The sequence below is a fragment of the Streptomyces sp. NPDC057307 genome (assembly GCF_042667665.1).
Lineage (GTDB): Bacteria > Actinomycetota > Actinomycetes > Streptomycetales > Streptomycetaceae > Streptomyces.
On the sequence record NZ_JBHUZM010000157.1, the window covers coordinates 1 to 16326 of the forward strand.

Annotated in this window: 16 protein-coding genes; 8 read left to right on the top strand and 8 right to left on the bottom strand. The window is 72.6% G+C overall.

What is annotated here, in order from left to right; translation table 11 throughout:
* Nucleotides 1-54 precede the first annotated feature (54 nt).
* A complete protein-coding gene (locus ACFUN8_RS32470) occupies nt 55-747 on the top strand; it encodes a DedA family protein (RefSeq protein WP_383645637.1) in 693 nt (230 codons plus the stop codon).
* Between the two features lie 71 nt (nt 748-818).
* Here the strand turns inward: ACFUN8_RS32470 and ACFUN8_RS32475 are convergent, their stop codons facing one another.
* On the bottom strand, nt 819-1349 hold the full coding sequence (locus ACFUN8_RS32475) for a gamma carbonic anhydrase family protein (protein ID WP_383645588.1): 531 nt from the start codon (nt 1347-1349) through the stop codon (nt 819-821).
* Between the two features lie 197 nt (nt 1350-1546).
* Here ACFUN8_RS32475 and ACFUN8_RS32480 point away from each other — a divergent pair, with 197 nt between their 5' ends.
* A complete protein-coding gene (locus ACFUN8_RS32480) occupies nt 1547-2773 on the top strand; it encodes a cytochrome P450 (RefSeq protein WP_383645591.1) in 1227 nt (408 codons plus the stop codon).
* A gap of 76 nt (nt 2774-2849) precedes the next feature.
* On the opposite strand, the gene ACFUN8_RS32485 is transcribed toward ACFUN8_RS32480, so the two are convergent.
* From ACFUN8_RS32485 to ACFUN8_RS32505, 5 genes are all read right to left on the bottom strand, one after another.
* Entirely contained in the window at nt 2850-4148 is a 1299-nt protein-coding gene (locus ACFUN8_RS32485) for a cytochrome P450 (RefSeq protein WP_383645594.1), read from the bottom strand.
* On the bottom strand, nt 4145-4759 hold the full coding sequence (locus ACFUN8_RS32490; protein ID WP_383645597.1) for an ATP/GTP-binding protein: 615 nt from the start codon (nt 4757-4759) through the stop codon (nt 4145-4147). Before ACFUN8_RS32490 ends, ACFUN8_RS32485 begins: the two co-directional genes overlap by 4 nt.
* On the bottom strand, nt 4740-5099 hold the full coding sequence (locus tag ACFUN8_RS32495; RefSeq protein WP_383645601.1) for a DUF742 domain-containing protein: 360 nt from the start codon (nt 5097-5099) through the stop codon (nt 4740-4742). Before ACFUN8_RS32495 ends, ACFUN8_RS32490 begins: the two co-directional genes overlap by 20 nt.
* Entirely contained in the window at nt 5096-5518 is a 423-nt protein-coding gene (locus ACFUN8_RS32500) for a roadblock/LC7 domain-containing protein (protein ID WP_383645604.1), read from the bottom strand. Before ACFUN8_RS32500 ends, ACFUN8_RS32495 begins: the two co-directional genes overlap by 4 nt.
* A 205-nt stretch (nt 5519-5723) precedes the next feature.
* Nucleotides 5724-7469 (bottom strand): sensor histidine kinase, encoded by a 1746-nt coding sequence (locus tag ACFUN8_RS32505; protein WP_383645607.1) that lies wholly within the window; start codon nt 7467-7469, stop codon nt 5724-5726.
* 403 nt (nt 7470-7872) lie between these two features.
* Here ACFUN8_RS32505 and ACFUN8_RS32510 point away from each other — a divergent pair, with 403 nt between their 5' ends.
* Nucleotides 7873-8616, top strand: coding sequence for an acyltransferase (locus ACFUN8_RS32510; RefSeq protein ID WP_383645610.1), 744 nt, complete (start codon nt 7873-7875; stop codon nt 8614-8616).
* Between the two features lie 22 nt (nt 8617-8638).
* On the opposite strand, the gene ACFUN8_RS32515 is transcribed toward ACFUN8_RS32510, so the two are convergent.
* Nucleotides 8639-9505 carry an EamA family transporter gene (locus ACFUN8_RS32515; protein ID WP_383645617.1) on the bottom strand — a complete coding sequence of 289 codons (867 nt, stop codon included), beginning with the start codon at nt 9503-9505 and terminating at the stop codon, nt 8639-8641.
* Between the two features lie 95 nt (nt 9506-9600).
* Here ACFUN8_RS32515 and ACFUN8_RS32520 point away from each other — a divergent pair, with 95 nt between their 5' ends.
* On the top strand, nt 9601-10173 hold the full coding sequence (locus ACFUN8_RS32520; protein ID WP_383645620.1) for a helix-turn-helix domain-containing protein: 573 nt from the start codon (nt 9601-9603) through the stop codon (nt 10171-10173).
* 28 nt (nt 10174-10201) lie between these two features.
* The gene (locus ACFUN8_RS32525) at nt 10202-10765 is read left to right on the top strand and encodes a YbaK/EbsC family protein (RefSeq protein WP_383645623.1); all 564 of its coding nucleotides are present in this window, start codon (nt 10202-10204) and stop codon (nt 10763-10765) included.
* 56 nt (nt 10766-10821) lie between these two features.
* Here the strand turns inward: ACFUN8_RS32525 and ACFUN8_RS32530 are convergent, their stop codons facing one another.
* Entirely contained in the window at nt 10822-11229 is a 408-nt protein-coding gene (locus tag ACFUN8_RS32530) for a CoA-binding protein (protein ID WP_383645626.1), read from the bottom strand.
* Between the two features lie 99 nt (nt 11230-11328).
* Here ACFUN8_RS32530 and ACFUN8_RS32535 point away from each other — a divergent pair, with 99 nt between their 5' ends.
* The 3 genes from ACFUN8_RS32535 to ACFUN8_RS32545 all read left to right on the top strand — a co-directional run bounded on the left by ACFUN8_RS32535 (nt 11329) and on the right by ACFUN8_RS32545 (nt 16211).
* On the top strand, nt 11329-11955 hold the full coding sequence (locus ACFUN8_RS32535) for a YigZ family protein (RefSeq protein WP_383645629.1): 627 nt from the start codon (nt 11329-11331) through the stop codon (nt 11953-11955).
* A 69-nt stretch (nt 11956-12024) separates the two neighbouring features.
* Nucleotides 12025-13191, top strand: a complete 1167-nt coding sequence (locus ACFUN8_RS32540; RefSeq protein WP_383645632.1) for an exonuclease SbcCD subunit D — start codon at nt 12025-12027, stop codon at nt 13189-13191.
* Entirely contained in the window at nt 13188-16211 is a 3024-nt protein-coding gene (locus ACFUN8_RS32545) for an AAA family ATPase (protein WP_383645635.1), read from the top strand. Before ACFUN8_RS32540 ends, ACFUN8_RS32545 begins: the two co-directional genes overlap by 4 nt.
* Nucleotides 16212-16326 lie beyond the last annotated feature (115 nt).

The following is a 16326-nucleotide window of genomic DNA, read 5'->3' on the forward strand; positions in this document are numbered from 1 at the left end:
CGCCTGGAAGGCGCACGCCGGGCAGCGGCACATCCGACACAGGAGGAACCGGTCTTGCACGTCCAGGAGTGGCTGGAGACCGTACCCGCGATCAGCGTCTATGTGCTGGTCGGCGTGGTGATCGGGCTCGAAAGCCTCGGTATCCCGCTGCCGGGTGAGATCGTTCTCGTCAGCTCGGCGCTGCTGGCCTCGCAGCACGGCGACATCAACCCGTACATCCTCGGCGCCTCCGCCACCGCCGGCGCGATCATCGGCGACTCGATCGGCTACGCCATCGGCCGCAAGGGCGGCAGACCACTGCTCGCGTGGCTCGCGGGCAAGTTCCCCAAGCACTTCGGTGAGCCACAGATCGCCATGGCCGAGCGGTCGTTCCAGAAGTGGGGCATGTGGGCGGTCTTCTTCGGCCGTTTCGTCGCACTGCTGCGGATCTTCGCCGGGCCGCTCGCGGGTGTGCTGCGGATGCCGTACTGGAAGTTCCTCATCGCCAACGTGCTGGGCGGAATCGTCTGGGCCGGGGGCACGACCGCCGTCATCTACTCGGTGGGTGTCGTCGCCGAGGCGTGGCTGAAGCGCTTCTCCTGGCTGGGCCTCGTCCTCGCGGTACTGATCGGCATCACCTCGATGCTCGTCATCAGGAACCGGGCGAAGAAGGCGTCCACGCAGGCGGAGGCGGAGGCCGCTGCCGCCGCGGTGGCAGCGGCGCCGGCGGCCAAGGGCGGACCGGAGCCCGTACCCGCGACCGACTGACGGCCGGCCGTCGGTCGGTCGGTCGGTCGGCCGCGAGTCTCGTGCGCGGCGGCCGGTCGCGGGTACGGCCGTCAGTCCTCGTGCACGGCCCGGTGGCGTTCGGCCAGCTCCAGATAGACCGCCGCGTTGAGCTTGATGCCCTCGCGCTCCTCCTCGGTCAGCTCCCGCTTCACCTTGGCGGGCACCCCCGCGACCAGTGAGCCCGGCGGCACACGCATCCCCTGCGGCACGAGCGCCTGGGCCGCGACGAGTGAACCGGCCCCGATGTGCGCCCCGTTGAGGACGGTGGCACCCATCCCGACCAGCACGTCGTCCTCGACGGTGCAGCCGTGCAGCACCGCGTTGTGCCCCACCGAGACACGTTCGCCGATCGTGGCCGGCGAGCCCACGTCGACATGGATGGTGCAGTTGTCCTGGATGTTGCTGTCGGCCCCGACGACGATCGGGCCGCCGTCGGCCCGCAGCACCGTCTGGTACCAGACGCTCGCACCCGCGGCCAAGGTCACCTCGCCCAGCACCACGGACGTCGGCGCCACGAACGCCGTCGGATCGATCACGGGCTCGCCGCCCCCCACACCCGCGATCAGTGCCCGCTGTGTCATGCCGTCTCCTCCGGTGCCGCCGCGTACCGCGCGTCGCGTGCGCGTACCGGAACCGTAAGCGACGGGCCCACCCGCTCCGGCACCAGGCCCCGTCCGCACGGGCCCCAGGTCGGCCGGCGCACGTCTGGCTGAACTGACGGTCTATCAATAGCCTTGGCCGAGTCGAATGTTGCCGTCGCTTCGACCGAGGGAGCACCATGGCCACCGCACAGCAGGTCCCTGACATCCTGTCGTCCGAGTTCGCGGAGAATCCGTATCCCGCCTACCGCCTGATGCGCGAGAGCGCGCCGCTCATCTGGCACGAGGCGACCAAGAGCTACCTCATCTCGCGGTACGAGGACGTGGAACGGGCCTTCAAGGACAAGGCGTCGGCGTTCACCACCGAGAACTACCACTGGCAGATCGAGCCCGTGCACGGGAAGACGATCCTCCAGCTGAGCGGCCGTGAACACGCCGTACGCCGTGCGCTCGTCGCACCCGCCTTCCGGGGCAGCGACCTGGAGGAGAAGTTCCTGCCGGTCATCGAGCGCAACTCCGCCGCGCTCATCGACGCCTTCCGGCACACCGGGAGCGCCGACCTGGTGGACGCCTTCGCGACCCGCTTCCCCGTCAACGTGATCGCCGAGATGCTGGGGCTGGACCGGGCCGACCACGCCCGCTTCCACGGCTGGTACACCACCGTCATCGCCTTCCTCGGCAATCTGTCCGCCGACCCCGAGGTGACCGCCGCGGGGACACGGACCCGGATCGAGTTCGCCGAGTACATGATCCCGATCATCCGGGCCCGCAGGGAGAATCCGGGCGACGACCTGCTCTCCACGCTCTGCGCGGCCGAGGTCGACGGGGTACGGATGAGCGACGAGGACATCAAGGCGTTCTGCAGCCTGCTCCTCGCGGCGGGCGGCGAGACCACCGACAAGGCCATCGCCTCGATCTTCGCGAATCTGCTGACGCACCCGGACCAGCTCGCCGCCGTACGGGAGGACCGGAGCCTGATAGACCGGGCGTTCGCCGAGACCCTGCGGTTCACCCCGCCGGTGCACATGATCATGCGGCAGACCGCCGAGGAGGTCACGCTCAGCGGCGGCACCATACCGGCCGGCGCCACCGTCACCTGCCTCATCGGCGCCGCCAACCGGGACGGTGACCGCTTCGCCGAGCCGGACACCTTCAACCTCTTCCGGGACGACCTGACGACGACCACCGCGTTCTCCGCCGCCGCGGACCACCTGGCGTTCGCGCTCGGGCGGCACTTCTGTGTGGGCGCGCTGCTCGCCAAGGCCGAGGTACGGATCGGGGTGGGCCAACTGCTCGACGCCATGCCCGGTCTACGGCTGGCGGACGGGTTCGACCCGGTCGAGCAGGGGGTGTTCACCCGCGGTCCGCGATCACTGCCCGTGACGTTCACGCCGGTCGCGAGCTGACAGGTCCGGGTCCGCAACGTAGATCGCCGTACGGGCCGGGGGAGCCCGTACGGCGATCGGGGGCGTCACCAGCGGCTCACCGCACCACCGGGGTGAACTCCACCGGGAGCGCCGTCAGGCCCCGCATCCAGATCGATGGCCGCCACGTCAACTCGCCCGGCTCCACGGCCAGTACGACATCCGGCAGTCGCTCCAGCAGCGTCTCCACCGCCGTACGGGCGATCACGTCGGCCAGCAGCGGCGCCGGATACGGGCACCGGTGCTCGCCGTTGCTGAAGGACAGATGCGCCGAGTTCTCCGCGCCGATATGCCCCTCGGGCCAGATCTGCGGATCGGTGTTGGCCGCGGCCAGCCCCAGGACCAGACAGTCGCCGGCCCTGATGTGCCGCCCGCCCAGCTGTGTGTCGCGCACCGCCCACCGGCCGATGAAATTCTGCGTCGGAGTGTCCAGCCACAGCACCTCGTTGAGCGCCTGCCCGACACTCAGCCGCCCGCCCGACACATTGAGCGCGAACCGGTCGTCGGTCAGCAGCAGACGCAGCGTGTTGCAGATCCAGTTGGCCGTCGGCTGCTGCGCCGCCGCGATCACGGAGATCAGGTCCTGGACGATCTCCTCGTCCGCCAGCCCCGCCGGATGCCCGATCATCCGCGAGGTGACGTCGGAGCCGGGCCGGGCCCGCTTGTCCTTCACCAACTGCTGGATGCGCTCCTGCACCCGCAGATACGCCGACACCGGGTCGTCGCCCTCGCCCGCGTCCAGCGACACCCGCAGATCGTGTACCAGCTCCTCGGTGTCGGCCCCACCGGCCGGCATGCCGCACATCTGGACGGCGGCCCGCATCGGCAGCGCGTGGGCGTAGGAGGCCATCAGCTCGGCGTCCCCCGCGCCCGCGAACACGTCGATCAGCTGCTCGGCGATCTGATGGCAGTCATGGGCCAGTTCGAACTGGTCGACCGCCTCCAGCGCCTGGGTGATGACACCGGCCCGCCGCTGATGCTCGGCGCCCTCGGCGAACAGCACGGACGGCTGATAGCCGACGTACGGCAGCAGCGGCCAGTCGGTGGGGATCGCCGCCCACTGGTTCCAGCGGCGCGAGTCCCGGGCGAACAGCTCGTCGTGGCTGGTGACATAGCCCACCTCGGAGTAGCCGAGGACCAGCCACGCGGGGATACCGCCGTCCAGCAGGACGGGGGCGACGGTGCCGTGCTCGCGGCGCAGGTTGCGGTAGAGCTGCGACGGCGTCTGCTGGAACTCCAGACCGCTCAGCGGCACCGAGTCGGGGTGCGCGGCGGGGCAGCCGGGCGGCGGCCCCGCCCCGGGGAGCGCGCGCGGCGCGTCGAGGGCTTCGGGGTAGGGGGTGTGCGGATCGGTCATGGCGTCAACTCCCGTGCCATCGCCAGTTCGTACAGGTGGTCCACGAGGGCGATCAGGACGTTCTTGCCGGACGAGCGGACCCGCGCGTCGCAGTTGATCAGCGGGATGTGCTCGGGCAGCGACAGCGCCTGCCGGATCTCGTCGAGCGAGAACGCCGAGATGTCGTTGTCGAACCGGTTGACCGCGACCACGAAGGGCGTCTTGTGATGCTCCAGCCGGTCGATGGCGTACCAGGACTCGCTCATCCGCCGGGTGTCCACCAGCACGACCGCGCCCAGCGTGCCGGAGAAGAGGCGGTCCCACAGGAACCAGAAGCGCTCCTGGCCCGGCGCGCCGAACAGATAGAGCACCACCCGCTCGGTGAGGCTGATCCGGCCGAAGTCGAAGGCGACCGTCGTCGTGGTCTTCGTGGTGAGCCCGGCGGTCTCGTCGACACCGACGCCGGCCTGGGTCATCACCTCCTCGGTGTTGAGCGGACGGATCTCGCTCACCGACCGGACGAGGGTCGTCTTGCCGACCCCGAAGCCGCCCACGATCACGATCTTCAGTCCGGTCTCGGCGGCGTCGGTCAGCGGGGTGCGGGCGGGCAGCTCAGAGGTTGCGGAGTCCATGGAGCACCTCCTTCAAGAGGGCCGAGTCGGGCAGGGCGGACACGGAGCGCGCCACACGCGGATGGCGGGCGGTGATCCGGCCCGTCGCCTGGAGGTCGCCGAGCAGGATCCGTACCACCGTCACGGGCAGTCTCAGCTCCGCCGAGATCTCCACGACCGCCGTCGGGTGGCGGCACAGTTCGAGGATCGCGTGGTGCTCCGACTGCGTCCCCGCGGTCGGCGCGCACTCGCTGACGATCAGCGTGACCAGGTCGAACGCGTCGTGGCCGACGCGGCTGCGCCCACCGGTGACGGTGTACAGCCGGTCGGGACGACCGGTGTCGACAGGTCGGCGGGTCATGACCGGGCGGCCTCGGGGGCCACCGGGGTCCGGGGCTCGGCGCGCAGATGCTCGCCGATCTGGTCGACCAGCTCGGTCATCTGGTGGCCGACGACACCGGGGTCGGCGCCGTCCTCGGCGACCACCGCGAGATGCGCGCCGTCGCCGGCCTCCACGATGAAGAGCAGTCCGCCGTGGAACTCCGTCATCGAGTGGCGTACACCGCCGGTGCCGTTGCCGAACTCGACGGACGCGCCCTGCGCGAGCGCCTGGATGCCGGAGCAGATCGCCGCCAGTTGGTCGGCCTGGTCGAGCGTCAGATGCCGGCTCCAGCAGAGCTTGAGTCCGTCGCGGGACAGCACCAGTGCGTGGCGGGTGCCGGGGGTGCGCTCCAGCAGGCTCTCGAGGAGCCAGGTCAGGCTGTTGTCGGTCGTTGGCATGGAATGCATGGGTTGCGTGGGGCGGGATCGGCCGGGGGAAGCCGATCACCGGCCCGTGCCTCCAATCTCACGGTTCTCGCGTTGCTCGCGTTCGCTGACGGGGGGTGGGCGCCGGGCGGGCCGGTGTTTCCTGTGGTTCCCGGCCCGCACCGCCGGCTGTGCGGCCGGCTGTGCTTCCGGTGCCGTACGGGGAACGACAAGTGCCTCAGGAGGTGTCGCCGGGCTTCGGCTCGGGCGCCTCGGGGCTGCCGTCCACGGGGAGCCGGGCGCGGTGGAAGGCGCCGAACTGCGTTCCCGCGTCGCGGCCGGGCGGGACGGCCCCGGGCGCCGCGCCGTCGCGCGGGCGGTCCGCTTCGTCCGTGGGCGCCCGGTCGCGGTCCGCCGCCGCCATGGTGCGTCCCGGCGGCCGTACGGGCAGCCCGCCCGGCGTCGCCACCCGGGGGCCGTCGCCCGGCGCGGCGGGTGACGGCAGCATCGCGGGCGGGGGCACCGACGGGGGTGCGAGGGGTGGGGGTGCGAGCGACGGGCGGGTGACGGCCGGCTCGGTGAGCGTGACCGCCGGTACGGGCGCGGCGTGCCGCCCCGACAGCTGGGGCGCGGCGGTCCGCTGCTGCGCGAGGAGCTGCGGCGGGAAGAGGACGACGACGCCGGTGCCGCCGCGCGAGGAGGGACGGAAGTTGACGCTCAGGTGGTACTTGGCGGCCAGCCGTCCGACGACCGCCAGACCGAGCCGGGTGCCCTGGAGGGACGCCAGGTCGTTCGCGCGCCCCGACACCGACTCCTCGGCGCGCCGCATGGCCGCGTCGGCCATCTTGAGGCCGCTGTCCTCGATGGTCACCACGATGCCCGCGGAGCGTTCCTCGACGTAGACGTGCACTTCGTCGATCGGCGGGCTGAAGTTCGCGGCGTTGTCCATCAGTTCGGCCAGCAGGTGCATGACGCCCTCGGCGGCGAAGCCGGCGACCGCCGCGGTGCTGGAGCAGTGCAGCCGTACGCGCTGATAGGCCGCGATCCGGCCGACGGCGCCGCGCAGGATGCTCTCCATGGCGATCGGCTTGTTCCAGGCGCGGCTCGCCCGGCCGCCCATCAGCAGCGCCAGCCGGTCGGTCATCAGGCCGAGTTGCGAGGTGTTGTGGTCGAGCCTCAGCAGATCGCCGAAGACCTCCTCGCCGTGACGTTCCTGCATCTCCCGGAGATCGGCGAGCATGCTCACGGCCTTGGCCTGGACCCGGCTCAGGGCCTTGGCGCTGGCCGCCTGGGCTGCCGAGCCGCGCCGCTCGCTGACGGCGAAGTCCCGTACGACGGCGTCGGTCAGGACCCGGAGCCGGGGATCGGACGGACGCTTCAGATCGGCCAGTACGGTGTCGGCGCCCCGGCCCTCACGGAGCCCGCCGAGCGCGGTGGGCAGCGTCACCGTCGACAGGAGGTCCAGATCGTCGGCGATCTGGCCGAGCCGGGTCACCGCCGTGTCGTGGTCGGCGACCGCGGTGGCGGCGCGGCGTTCGCCGAGCGCCACCTGCTCGGTGAACGTCTTGAGCACGCGCTGGAGTTGGGGGTCGGTCGGCGGGGGAGTGGCGGCGAGCGTCGCCTCGGCGCTCGCGCCGTCGCGCAGCCGCTTGACCACCGTGGGGAGCGTGATGTTCACCAGATGGGCCGACTCCGCGCCGTTCCTGGCCAGTTGGGTGTGGAGCGACTGGATCTCGCCGCCGGCCGCCACCGAGCCGCGGCGGTGCCGTCGCAGCAGTAGCGCGGCTGTGGCGACGACGGAGGCGAGGATCACCCAGGCGACGGCGAGCGACGTCACCAGCCAACCGCGCGCGGCCGCGGGGGCGGTGGCGGCCGCCGCGCCGGCCGCCGCTCCCGTCACGAGCAGCAGGGCGGGCGGTCCGGCGAGCGACAGGGGGCGCGTTTTGAGTACGCGGTGGGGGCTCGGTGCGACAGGCACTGACATTCCGCGGTCCCTCGGTATTCGAGTGCGGGGGGAACAGACCGGCCGACCGGCGCGCGTCGGCCGTGGTGGGCGGCGCCGGTCACCGACTGGAACGGTGATTGTCCGGGCCGTGTGCGGCGTCGCCTGGTGCGGCGTCGCCGTGTGTGGCGTTGCTCTGTGTGGCGTTGCTCTGTGTGGCGTTCACGCTACGCACGCGGTGCGGTTCGGCAGGGCCGCCACGGGCCAGTGCCCACCAACGAGGGAGTCGGCCGCCAACTCACCCACGCGGAGGCCGGAGTCGTGGTACGGGAGTGGCGGTGCGGGAGTGTCGGCAGGGGCGCTTTCCGGCGGTGCGTGGCGTCGTGGGGCGAACGTCACAGGAGGGGGCGCCGACCCGCATCGGCCCCGCCGATACCGTGGGCGGGTGCCCAAGAGCAGAGACACGTTCGCCGCACTGACCGCCTGGCGCCGCCGCCTTGTCTCGCGGGCCGTCCAGGGCGGCTGGCGGTGGATCCAGGAGGCGGGCGCGGTGAGCGCCGAGCATCCGGGCAGGCTGCGGTTCGGCCGCATCGGCACCGGGACCCGCCTCGCCTTCCCGCAGGGCACCGTCTTCGGCGAGCCGTGGATCGAGCTGGGCGAGCACTGCGTCATCGGTGAACACGTCACGCTGACCGCCGGGATGATGCCCGGTCTCGACCTGGGCCCGGAGCCGATCCTGCGGCTCGGCGACGGCGTCGTCCTCGGCCGGGGCAGCCATGTCATCGCCGACACCGCGGTCACCATCGGCTCGAACACCTACTGCGGGCCGTACGTCTACATCACGTCGACGAACCACAGTTACGACGACCCGCAGGTCCCCGTCGGCAAGCAGTGGCCCCGCATCGAACCGGTCACCGTGGGGCCGGGCTGCTGGCTGGGCACCGGTGCGGTGATCCTTCCCGGCGCACGGCTGGGGCGCAACGTGGTGGTCGCGGCGGGGGCCGTCGTACGCGGCGAGGTGCCCGACCACACGGTGGTGGCGGGGGCGCCGGCGCGGGTCGTACGGAGCTGGGACCCGGAGCGCGGCTGGCAGCCGCCGTTGCGTACGCCCGCGCCCGTACCGATCCCGGAGGGCATCACCCCGGAACAGTTGCTGGCGCTCGCCGAACTGGATCCGGACGCGGCGTAGCCCCCGAAGGGCGCGGGCGCGGTCAGCCCGCGGCCAGCAGGACCGTGCCGATCAGCGCGAGCCCGGCGCCCGCCGCCTGGACGGCGCGCAGCCTCTCTTTGAGGAGACCACGCGCGGCCACCGCCGTGATCACGGGATACAGCGACGCCAGGACGGCGGCGACCGTGACGGGGCCGTTCTGCGCGGCGACCGAGTACGTCCCGTTGGCGGCGACGTCCGCGAGGCCGACGAACGCCAGCGCCGGCAGGGCGGCGCGGATCACCGGGATCCCGCCGTCCTCGGGCAGGGCGGGGGCGCCCCGCCTCACCGACACATACAGCGCGGCTCTGCCGACGCCGACGTTGGTGACGCGCTGTACGAAGAGCGCCAGGAACAGTCCCGTGATCGACGTCGACGCCTCGGAGATCAGCGCCATCACCGCGCCGAAGCCGAACGCGGCGACCAGTGTCAGCGCCACCGCCTGCCGCCGGACCGGCGCCCCGCGCAGTTCGGGCCCGCCCGCCAGCACGATGCCCGCGACCGCCACGGCGATCCCGGCGAACTGGAGCAGTCCGGGCCGCTCGCCGACGACGAGCCCGACGCCCACCGGTACGACCACGCCGATCGAGGCGAGCGGCGACACGACGCCCATCGGGCCGAGCGCGAGCGCCTTGTAGAAGGAGAGCATGGCGACGGGGCCGACGACTCCGGCGGCGACGGCGTACCAGAGCAGCGGTCCGGCCTCGCTCCAGGCGCCGGTCACGACGACGACGCCACCGAGGACGACGACGGCGATCGACTGCGACACCACGACCACCGTCAGGGCGGGGATACGCCGGGTGAGCACCCCACCGCCGAAGTCGGCCAGACCCCAGAGCAGGCAGGTGGCCAGCGCGAACAGTGCGGTCATGGAGTGAACCTCGCCAGTACAGTGTGGTGGACGATTGGTACACCACACCGTAGTGCAGTCCATTGAACTGTGTCATTGAATATATTGGACGGAATGTGTCGGACCTCGATCAGCTGACCCAGTCGCTCGCCCGCAATCTCAAACGGTGGCGCGGTGAGAGAGCCTTCACGCTCGACGCCCTCGCGGCCCGGTCGGGGGTGAGCCGGGGCATGATCATCCAGATCGAGCAGGCCCGCACCAACCCCAGCGTCGGCACGACGGTGAAGCTCGCCGACGCGCTCGGCATCAGCATCACCACGCTCCTCGACTACGAGCAGGGCCCGCAGGTCAGGGTCGTACCCGCCGACCAGGCCGTACGCATGTGGTCCACCGAGGCGGGCAGCAACACCGTCCTGCTGGTCGGGACCGAGTCACGCGGGCCGCTCGAACTGTGGTCCTGGAAGCTGATGCCGGGCGAACAGAGCGAATCCGACGCGCACCCGGAGGGCACGACCGAACTGCTGCACGTCACCGCGGGCGAACTGACCCTCGTCGTGAACGGCGCGTCGCATCAGGTGGTCGAGGGCGCGTCGGCCGTCTTCGAGGCGAACGTGCCGCACGCCTACCGCAACGACGGCGCGGTCACCGTCGAGATGACCATGGCGGTCTCCATCCCGCCCGCGCGCTGACGTCGAGCGGCCTGTTAGCTTGACGCCCATGCGCGCCCCCATCGGAGACTTCGACAACGCCCGGCCCGCCCCCGACTGCCTCGACCTGCTCACGGAGCCCGTCGCCGCCGCCGTACGGGCCTGGCAGGGTGACGTGCCCGCCGACCAACTGCTCTACGTGGACACCGACCCGGAGATCGCGGACACCGCCGCCTTCGTGGAGCACCACGGCGCCGACCTCCTCGACCGGTCGGCCAACTGCGTCGTCGTCGCGGGCAAGCGCGGAGGCGAGTCCACACTCGCCGCCTGTCTCGTCCTGTCCCGGACCCGCGTGGACGTCAACGGAGTCGTACGCAAGCAACTGGGCGCCCGCAAGGCGTCGTTCGCCCCCATGGACTCCGCGACCGGCGAGACCGGCATGGAGTACGGCGGCATCACACCGATCGGCCTGCCCGCCGGCTGGACACTCCTCGTGGACGCCGCCGTCGTGGACACCGAGTGGGTCCTGATCGGCAGCGGACGCCGACGGGGCAAGCTCATCGTGCCCGGCAAGGCGTTCGCCGCGCTGCCCGGCGCCGTGGTCATCGACGGGCTCGGCGTCGCCACCGGCTGAGCGGCGACGACGCGGCGCACACCCGCCCGACGGAGCAGCGGCCGGCGGAGCGGAGATCAGCCGAGCCGCGGTATCTCGATCGCCGGGCAGCGGTCCATCACCATCTCCAGACCGGCGGCCCGCGTGCGCTCGTACGCCCGCTCGTCGATCACCCCGAGCTGGAACCAGACCGCCTTCGCGCCGATCGTGACCGCCTCGTCGGCGACCGGCCCCGCCAACTCGCTGTTGACGAACACGTCCACCACATCGACGGGGAACGGGATCTCGGCCAGCGACGCGTACCCCTGCTCGCCGTGCACCGTCTCCGCCTTCGGATGCACCGGCACCACCCGCTTGCCGAAGCGCTGAAGCACGGCCGCCACCCCGTAAGCCGCCCGCGACCTGTTGCCGGAGAGGCCCACCACCGCCCAGGTGTCGCCCGTGGAGGTCAGGATCCTGCGTAGCGTCTCATCGTCTGCGTACATGCCCGCACAACGGACGGCACGGCCCGGCAATTCCCCCGCCGCACCACTTGGCGAGGGCCCGCCATACCGAGCGGTACCCGAAGAGCCTAGGGTGGCGCGATGCATGAGCAGTACCGCACCGTCGCCCGCCAGGGCATCCACGAGACCGAGGTCAACCGATCGCGTTTCCTCTGCGCGCTCGCGCCCGCCGCCACCGAACAGGAGGCGCAGGACTTTGTCGCGGGTGTACGCCGGGAACATCCCACGGCCACGCACAACTGCTACGCCTACGTGATCGGCGCCAACGCCTCCGTACAGAAGGCGAGCGACGACGGAGAGCCCGGCGGCACCGCCGGCGCGCCCATGCTGCAGATGCTGATGCGCCGGGACGTGCGCTACGTCGTCGCCGTCGTCACGCGCTACTACGGAGGCGTCAAGCTCGGCGCCGGAGGGCTGATCCGCGCCTACGGCGGCGCGGTCGGCGAAGCCCTCGACGCGCTCGGCACCGTCACCCGCAGGCGCTACCGGCTGGCCACGATCATCGTCGACCACCAGCGCGCCGGAAAGCTGGAGAACGAACTCCGGGCCACCGGCCGCTCCGTACGCGACGTGCGGTACGCGGAGATAGTGACCATCGGGATCGGACTGCCGGACGCCGACGTCGACGCCTTCCGCGCCTGGCTCGCCGACACCACGGCCGGAACGGCCGTACTGGCGCTGGGCGGTGAGGCGTACGGCGACGTCTGACCCCCGACGCACGCACAGCGGGCCGAGAGCCGCACGTGATGTCCGACCCCACCGCTACTCTCAAGGATCATGAGATTCCTGCACACGTCGGACTGGCACCTGGGACGGTCCTTCCACCGGGTCAGCCTTCTCGACGCACAGGCGGCCTTCCTCGACCATCTCGTGGCGACCGCGCTGGCGCACGAGGTGGACGCGGTCCTCGTGGCGGGCGACGTGTACGACCGGGCGGTGCCGCCGCTCTCCGCCGTCGAGCTGTTCGACCGCGCGCTGCACCGGCTCGCCGAGGCGCGCGTGCCGACCGTGATGATCTCCGGGAACCATGACTCGGCCCGCCGACTGGGCGTCGGCGCCGGGCTCATCGACCACGCGGGCATCCACCTGCGCACCGACCCGGCCCGCTGCGCCACCCCCGTCGTGCTGGCCGACGCCCACGGAGACGTCGCCTTCTACGGCCTGCCGTATCTCGAACCGGCCCTGGTCCGCGAGGAGTTCAAAGCGGCGAAGGCCGGCCACGAGGCGGTCCTCGCCGCCGCCCTCGACCGCGTACGGGCCGACCTCGCCGAACGTCCCGCGGGCACCCGCTCCGTCGTCCTCGCGCACGCCTTCGTGGCCGGCGGAGCCGCCAGCGACAGCGAACGCGACATCACCGTCGGCGGCGTCTCCGCCGTCCCCACCGGCACGTTCGACGGCGTCGACTACGTCGCCCTCGGCCATCTGCACGGCTCACAGGCCCTCACCGAGCGCGTCCGCTACTCCGGCTCCCCCCTCGCGTACTCCTTCTCCGAGAGCGACCACCGCAAGACGATGTGGCTGGTGGACCTCGGCCCCGGCGGCGAGATCGACGCCGAGCGGATCGACTGCCCGGTGCCCCGCCCGCTCGCCCGTGTGCGCGGCGCCCTCGCGGACCTCCTCGACGACCCGGCGCTCACCCGCCACGAACACGCCTGGACCGAGGCGACACTCACCGACCCCGTACGACCCGCCGAACCCATGGCGCGCCTCGCCGAACGCTTCCCGCACATCCTCAGCCTCGTCTTCGACCCCGACCGGGGCGACGACGACCTGGTCGCGTCCTACGCGCAGCGCCTCGAAGGCCGCAGCGACCAGGAGATCGCCGAGGACTTCGTGGCCCACGTGCGCGGCGGAGCCGGACCCGACGACCGGGAACGGACCGTGCTGCGCGGCGCGTTCGACCACGTACGGGTCGACACCGCCGTACGCGAGGTGACCGGATGAGACTCCACCGGCTGACCGTCACCGCCTTCGGCCCCTTCGCCGACACTCAGGAGGTCGACTTCGACGCGCTCTGCGCCGCCGGGATCTTCCTGCTGCACGGCGCGACCGGAGCCGGCAAGACCTCCGTGCTCGACGCCGTCTGCTACGCGCTGTACGACGCCGTGCCCGGAGCGCGCCAGATCAAGGGCGGCGCCACCAAGGACGCCTCCCTGCGCAGCGACCACGCCCCGCCCGGCACCTACACGGAGGTCCTGCTCGAACTGACCGTCGCCGGACGGCGGTTGGAGATCACCCGCCGCCCCGCACAGACCCGCCCCAAGAAGCGCGGCACCGGCGTCACGACCGAGAAGGCACAGAGCCGGCTACGGGAGTACGACGCCACAAGCGCCGGCTGGAGCGCGCTGAGCCGGTCCCACCAGGAGATCGGCGAAGAGATCGGCCAACTGCTCGGCATGAGCCGCGAGCAGTTCTGCCAGGTCGTCCTCCTCCCGCAGGGCGACTTCGCGCGCTTCCTGCGCGCCGACGCCGAGGCGCGCGGCCGGCTGCTCGGCCGGCTCTTCGACACCCGCCGGTTCGCCGCCGTCGAGGAGCGGCTCGCCGAACTGCGCCGGGGCGCCGAACAGCAGGTACGGGCCGGGGACGAATGGCTGCTCGGCGTCGCGCAGCGCATCGCCCAGGCGGCGGGCGCGGGCATCGAACAGCCGCTGCCCGCACGGCAGCCCGGCGATCCGGGCCTGGCCCCCGCCGTCCTGGAGTGGGCGGCCGTCGCCCGCGCGACGGCGCACGAGCGCCGGGACATCGCCGGGTCGGCCCTCGCGGGCGCCGAGAGCCGGCAGGCGACGGCGCGCCGACTGCTCGACGCCGAGCGCGAACTGGCCAGGCTCCAGGAGAGGTTCGCCGACGGACAGCGGCGGGCCGCGGCGCTCGAAGCCCGCCGTCCTCAGTACGAGGCGGCGCGCGCCACGCTGGAGCGGGCCCGCAAGGCCGACCAGGTCGCCCCCGCGCTCGCCCTGCGCGAGGACGCCGAGCGCGCGCACCGTACGGCCGCCGCCGACCGCGACCGGGCACGCGGCCGGCTCCCCGCCGAGCTCACCGACAGCGGCGCCGACCATCTCTCCGCGCTGGAGCGGAAGATGATCGAGGAGCTGGGCCGGGTCGACGCCGCCCGGGGCGCCGAGCGCCGCAGCGCGGAGATCAGCCGCGAACGGGCCGAACTGGACCGCCAGGCGCGCGCCGACGAAGAGCTTCTGGCGGACGCCGCCGGCTGGCTCGCCGACTGGGACTCCGCCCGACGACAGCACCAGGACCGCATCGAGACGGCCCAGGAGGCCGCGACCCGCGCCGAACAGCTCGCGGGACAGCTCGAACCGGCCCGCGGCCAACTCGACGCCGCCCGCGCGCGCGACACGCTCCAAGCGCGGGCCGCCGCGTCGGAGCGGCTCCTGAACAGCGCCCGCGAGCGCGCCAACGACGCCAAGGAGAGCTGGCTCGACCTGCGCGAGCGACGGCTGCGCGGCATCGCCGCCGAACTCGCCGCCCGGCTCGTCGCGGGCGAACCGTGCGCGGTCTGCGGCTCCGCCGACCACCCCGAGCCCGCGCGCGCCACGGCGGGCCAGGTCGACCAGGCGTCGGAGGACGCCGCGTTCGCCGCCTCCCGGAGAGCCGAGACGGCCGTGACGGAGGCCGAACGCGACCACGCCTCGGTACGCGAGGAGTACGCGGCGGCCCGGTCGGCCGCCGGCGGATCGACCGTCGCCGAACTGGTCGCGCTCACCGAGCGCCTGGGCCGCGAGCACACCGAGGCACACCGCCTCGCCGCCGGTACGCACGCGGCCCGCGAGGCACTGGCCCGCGCCGAACAGGAGCGCGAGGACCGGCTCACCGCGCGGCGGTCGGCCGAGAACCGCGTCGCGGCCCGTACCTCACGGCGCGAGGCGCTCGACCACGAGCAGACCGGCCTCGAATCGGAACTGGCCCGCGCGCGGGGCGACGCCGACAGCGTCGCCGCGCACGCCGAGCTGCTGGCGAACAGGGCACGGCTGCTCGCCGAGGCGGCCGACACCGTACGGGACTTCGACACCACGGCCCAGCGGCTCAAGGAGAGCGACGACCGGCTCGCGGACGCCGCTTTCCGCGCCGGGTTCGACACCCCGCGCGCGGCGGCGGCAGCGCTGCTGTCCGGCGCGGAGCAGCGCGGACTGACCCACCGGATGGACGACTGGCAGGCCGAGGCCGCCACCGTCGCCGACCGGCTCGCCGAGTCCGACGCGCGCGACGCCGCCGAGCGGCCGCCCGCCCGGCTCGACACGGCGCTGCTGTCCTACGAGGCGGCCGAGTCGGCCCTGCGCACCGCGTCCGCCGCGCTCGCGGGCGCCCACGAGCGCGGCACGGAGCTGGCCAGGCTCTCCCGGCAGGCCGAGGAGGAAGTACGGCGCCTGGGCCCCCTCCGTACGGAGTACGAGCGCGTGGCCCGCCTCGCGGCGCTCACCGCGGGCACGTCCAACGACAACGACCGCAAGATGCGCCTCGAGTCGTACGTCCTGGCGGCCCGCCTCGAACAGGTCGCCGCGGCGGCCACCGCACGGCTGCTGCGCATGTCCTCCGGCCGCTACACCCTGGTCCACTCCGACGCGAGGAGCGGCGGCGGGAAGCGGTCCGGACTCGGACTGCACGTGGTCGACTCCTGGACGGGCGGCGAGCGGGACACGGCGACCCTCTCCGGCGGCGAGACGTTCTTCGTCTCCCTCGCCCTCGCGCTGGGCCTCGCCGACGTCGTCACCGACGAGGCGGGCGGCGCGCGCCTGGACACCCTCTTCATCGACGAGGGCTTCGGCAGCCTGGACGACCAGACCCTGGACGAGGTCCTGGACGTGCTGGACTCGCTGCGCGAACGCGACCGCAGCGTCGGCATAGTCAGCCATGTCGCCGACCTCCGCCGCCGGATCCCGACCCAGCTGGAGGTGACGAAGTCCCGCCGGGGCTCGACGGTCAGTCTCCGTACGGGGGGAGCCGACGGATGAGCGGGACGGTCGGCGCCGCGCGGCAATCCGTATGACAACGCCCGGGCCGCCGACCATCGTTGCTGCCCCTGCCCCAACCTCCCCAGCGCGGGCGCCCGGCACCTGTCTCTTATAC

What these genes read in the sequence shown, in the direction of transcription:
- ACFUN8_RS32475 (WP_383645588.1), bottom strand. Translation starts at nt 1,349, where the DNA reads ATGACACAGCGGGCACTGATCGCGGGTGTGGGGGGCGGCGAGCCCGTG.
- ACFUN8_RS32480 (WP_383645591.1), top strand. Translation starts at nt 1,547, where the DNA reads ATGGCCACCGCACAGCAGGTCCCTGACATCCTGTCGTCCGAGTTCGCG.
- ACFUN8_RS32485 (WP_383645594.1), bottom strand. Translation starts at nt 4,148, where the DNA reads ATGACCGATCCGCACACCCCCTACCCCGAAGCCCTCGACGCGCCGCGC.
- ACFUN8_RS32490 (WP_383645597.1), bottom strand. Translation starts at nt 4,759, where the DNA reads ATGGACTCCGCAACCTCTGAGCTGCCCGCCCGCACCCCGCTGACCGAC.
- ACFUN8_RS32495 (WP_383645601.1), bottom strand. Translation starts at nt 5,099, where the DNA reads ATGACCCGCCGACCTGTCGACACCGGTCGTCCCGACCGGCTGTACACC.
- ACFUN8_RS32500 (WP_383645604.1), bottom strand. Translation starts at nt 5,518, where the DNA reads ATGCCAACGACCGACAACAGCCTGACCTGGCTCCTCGAGAGCCTGCTG.
- ACFUN8_RS32505 (WP_383645607.1), bottom strand. Translation starts at nt 7,469, where the DNA reads ATGTCAGTGCCTGTCGCACCGAGCCCCCACCGCGTACTCAAAACGCGC.
- ACFUN8_RS32515 (WP_383645617.1), bottom strand. Translation starts at nt 9,505, where the DNA reads ATGACCGCACTGTTCGCGCTGGCCACCTGCCTGCTCTGGGGTCTGGCC.
- ACFUN8_RS32525 (WP_383645623.1), top strand. Translation starts at nt 10,202, where the DNA reads ATGCGCGCCCCCATCGGAGACTTCGACAACGCCCGGCCCGCCCCCGAC.
- ACFUN8_RS32530 (WP_383645626.1), bottom strand. Translation starts at nt 11,229, where the DNA reads ATGTACGCAGACGATGAGACGCTACGCAGGATCCTGACCTCCACGGGC.
- ACFUN8_RS32535 (WP_383645629.1), top strand. Translation starts at nt 11,329, where the DNA reads ATGCATGAGCAGTACCGCACCGTCGCCCGCCAGGGCATCCACGAGACC.
- ACFUN8_RS32540 (WP_383645632.1), top strand. Translation starts at nt 12,025, where the DNA reads ATGAGATTCCTGCACACGTCGGACTGGCACCTGGGACGGTCCTTCCAC.
- ACFUN8_RS32545 (WP_383645635.1), top strand. Translation starts at nt 13,188, where the DNA reads ATGAGACTCCACCGGCTGACCGTCACCGCCTTCGGCCCCTTCGCCGAC.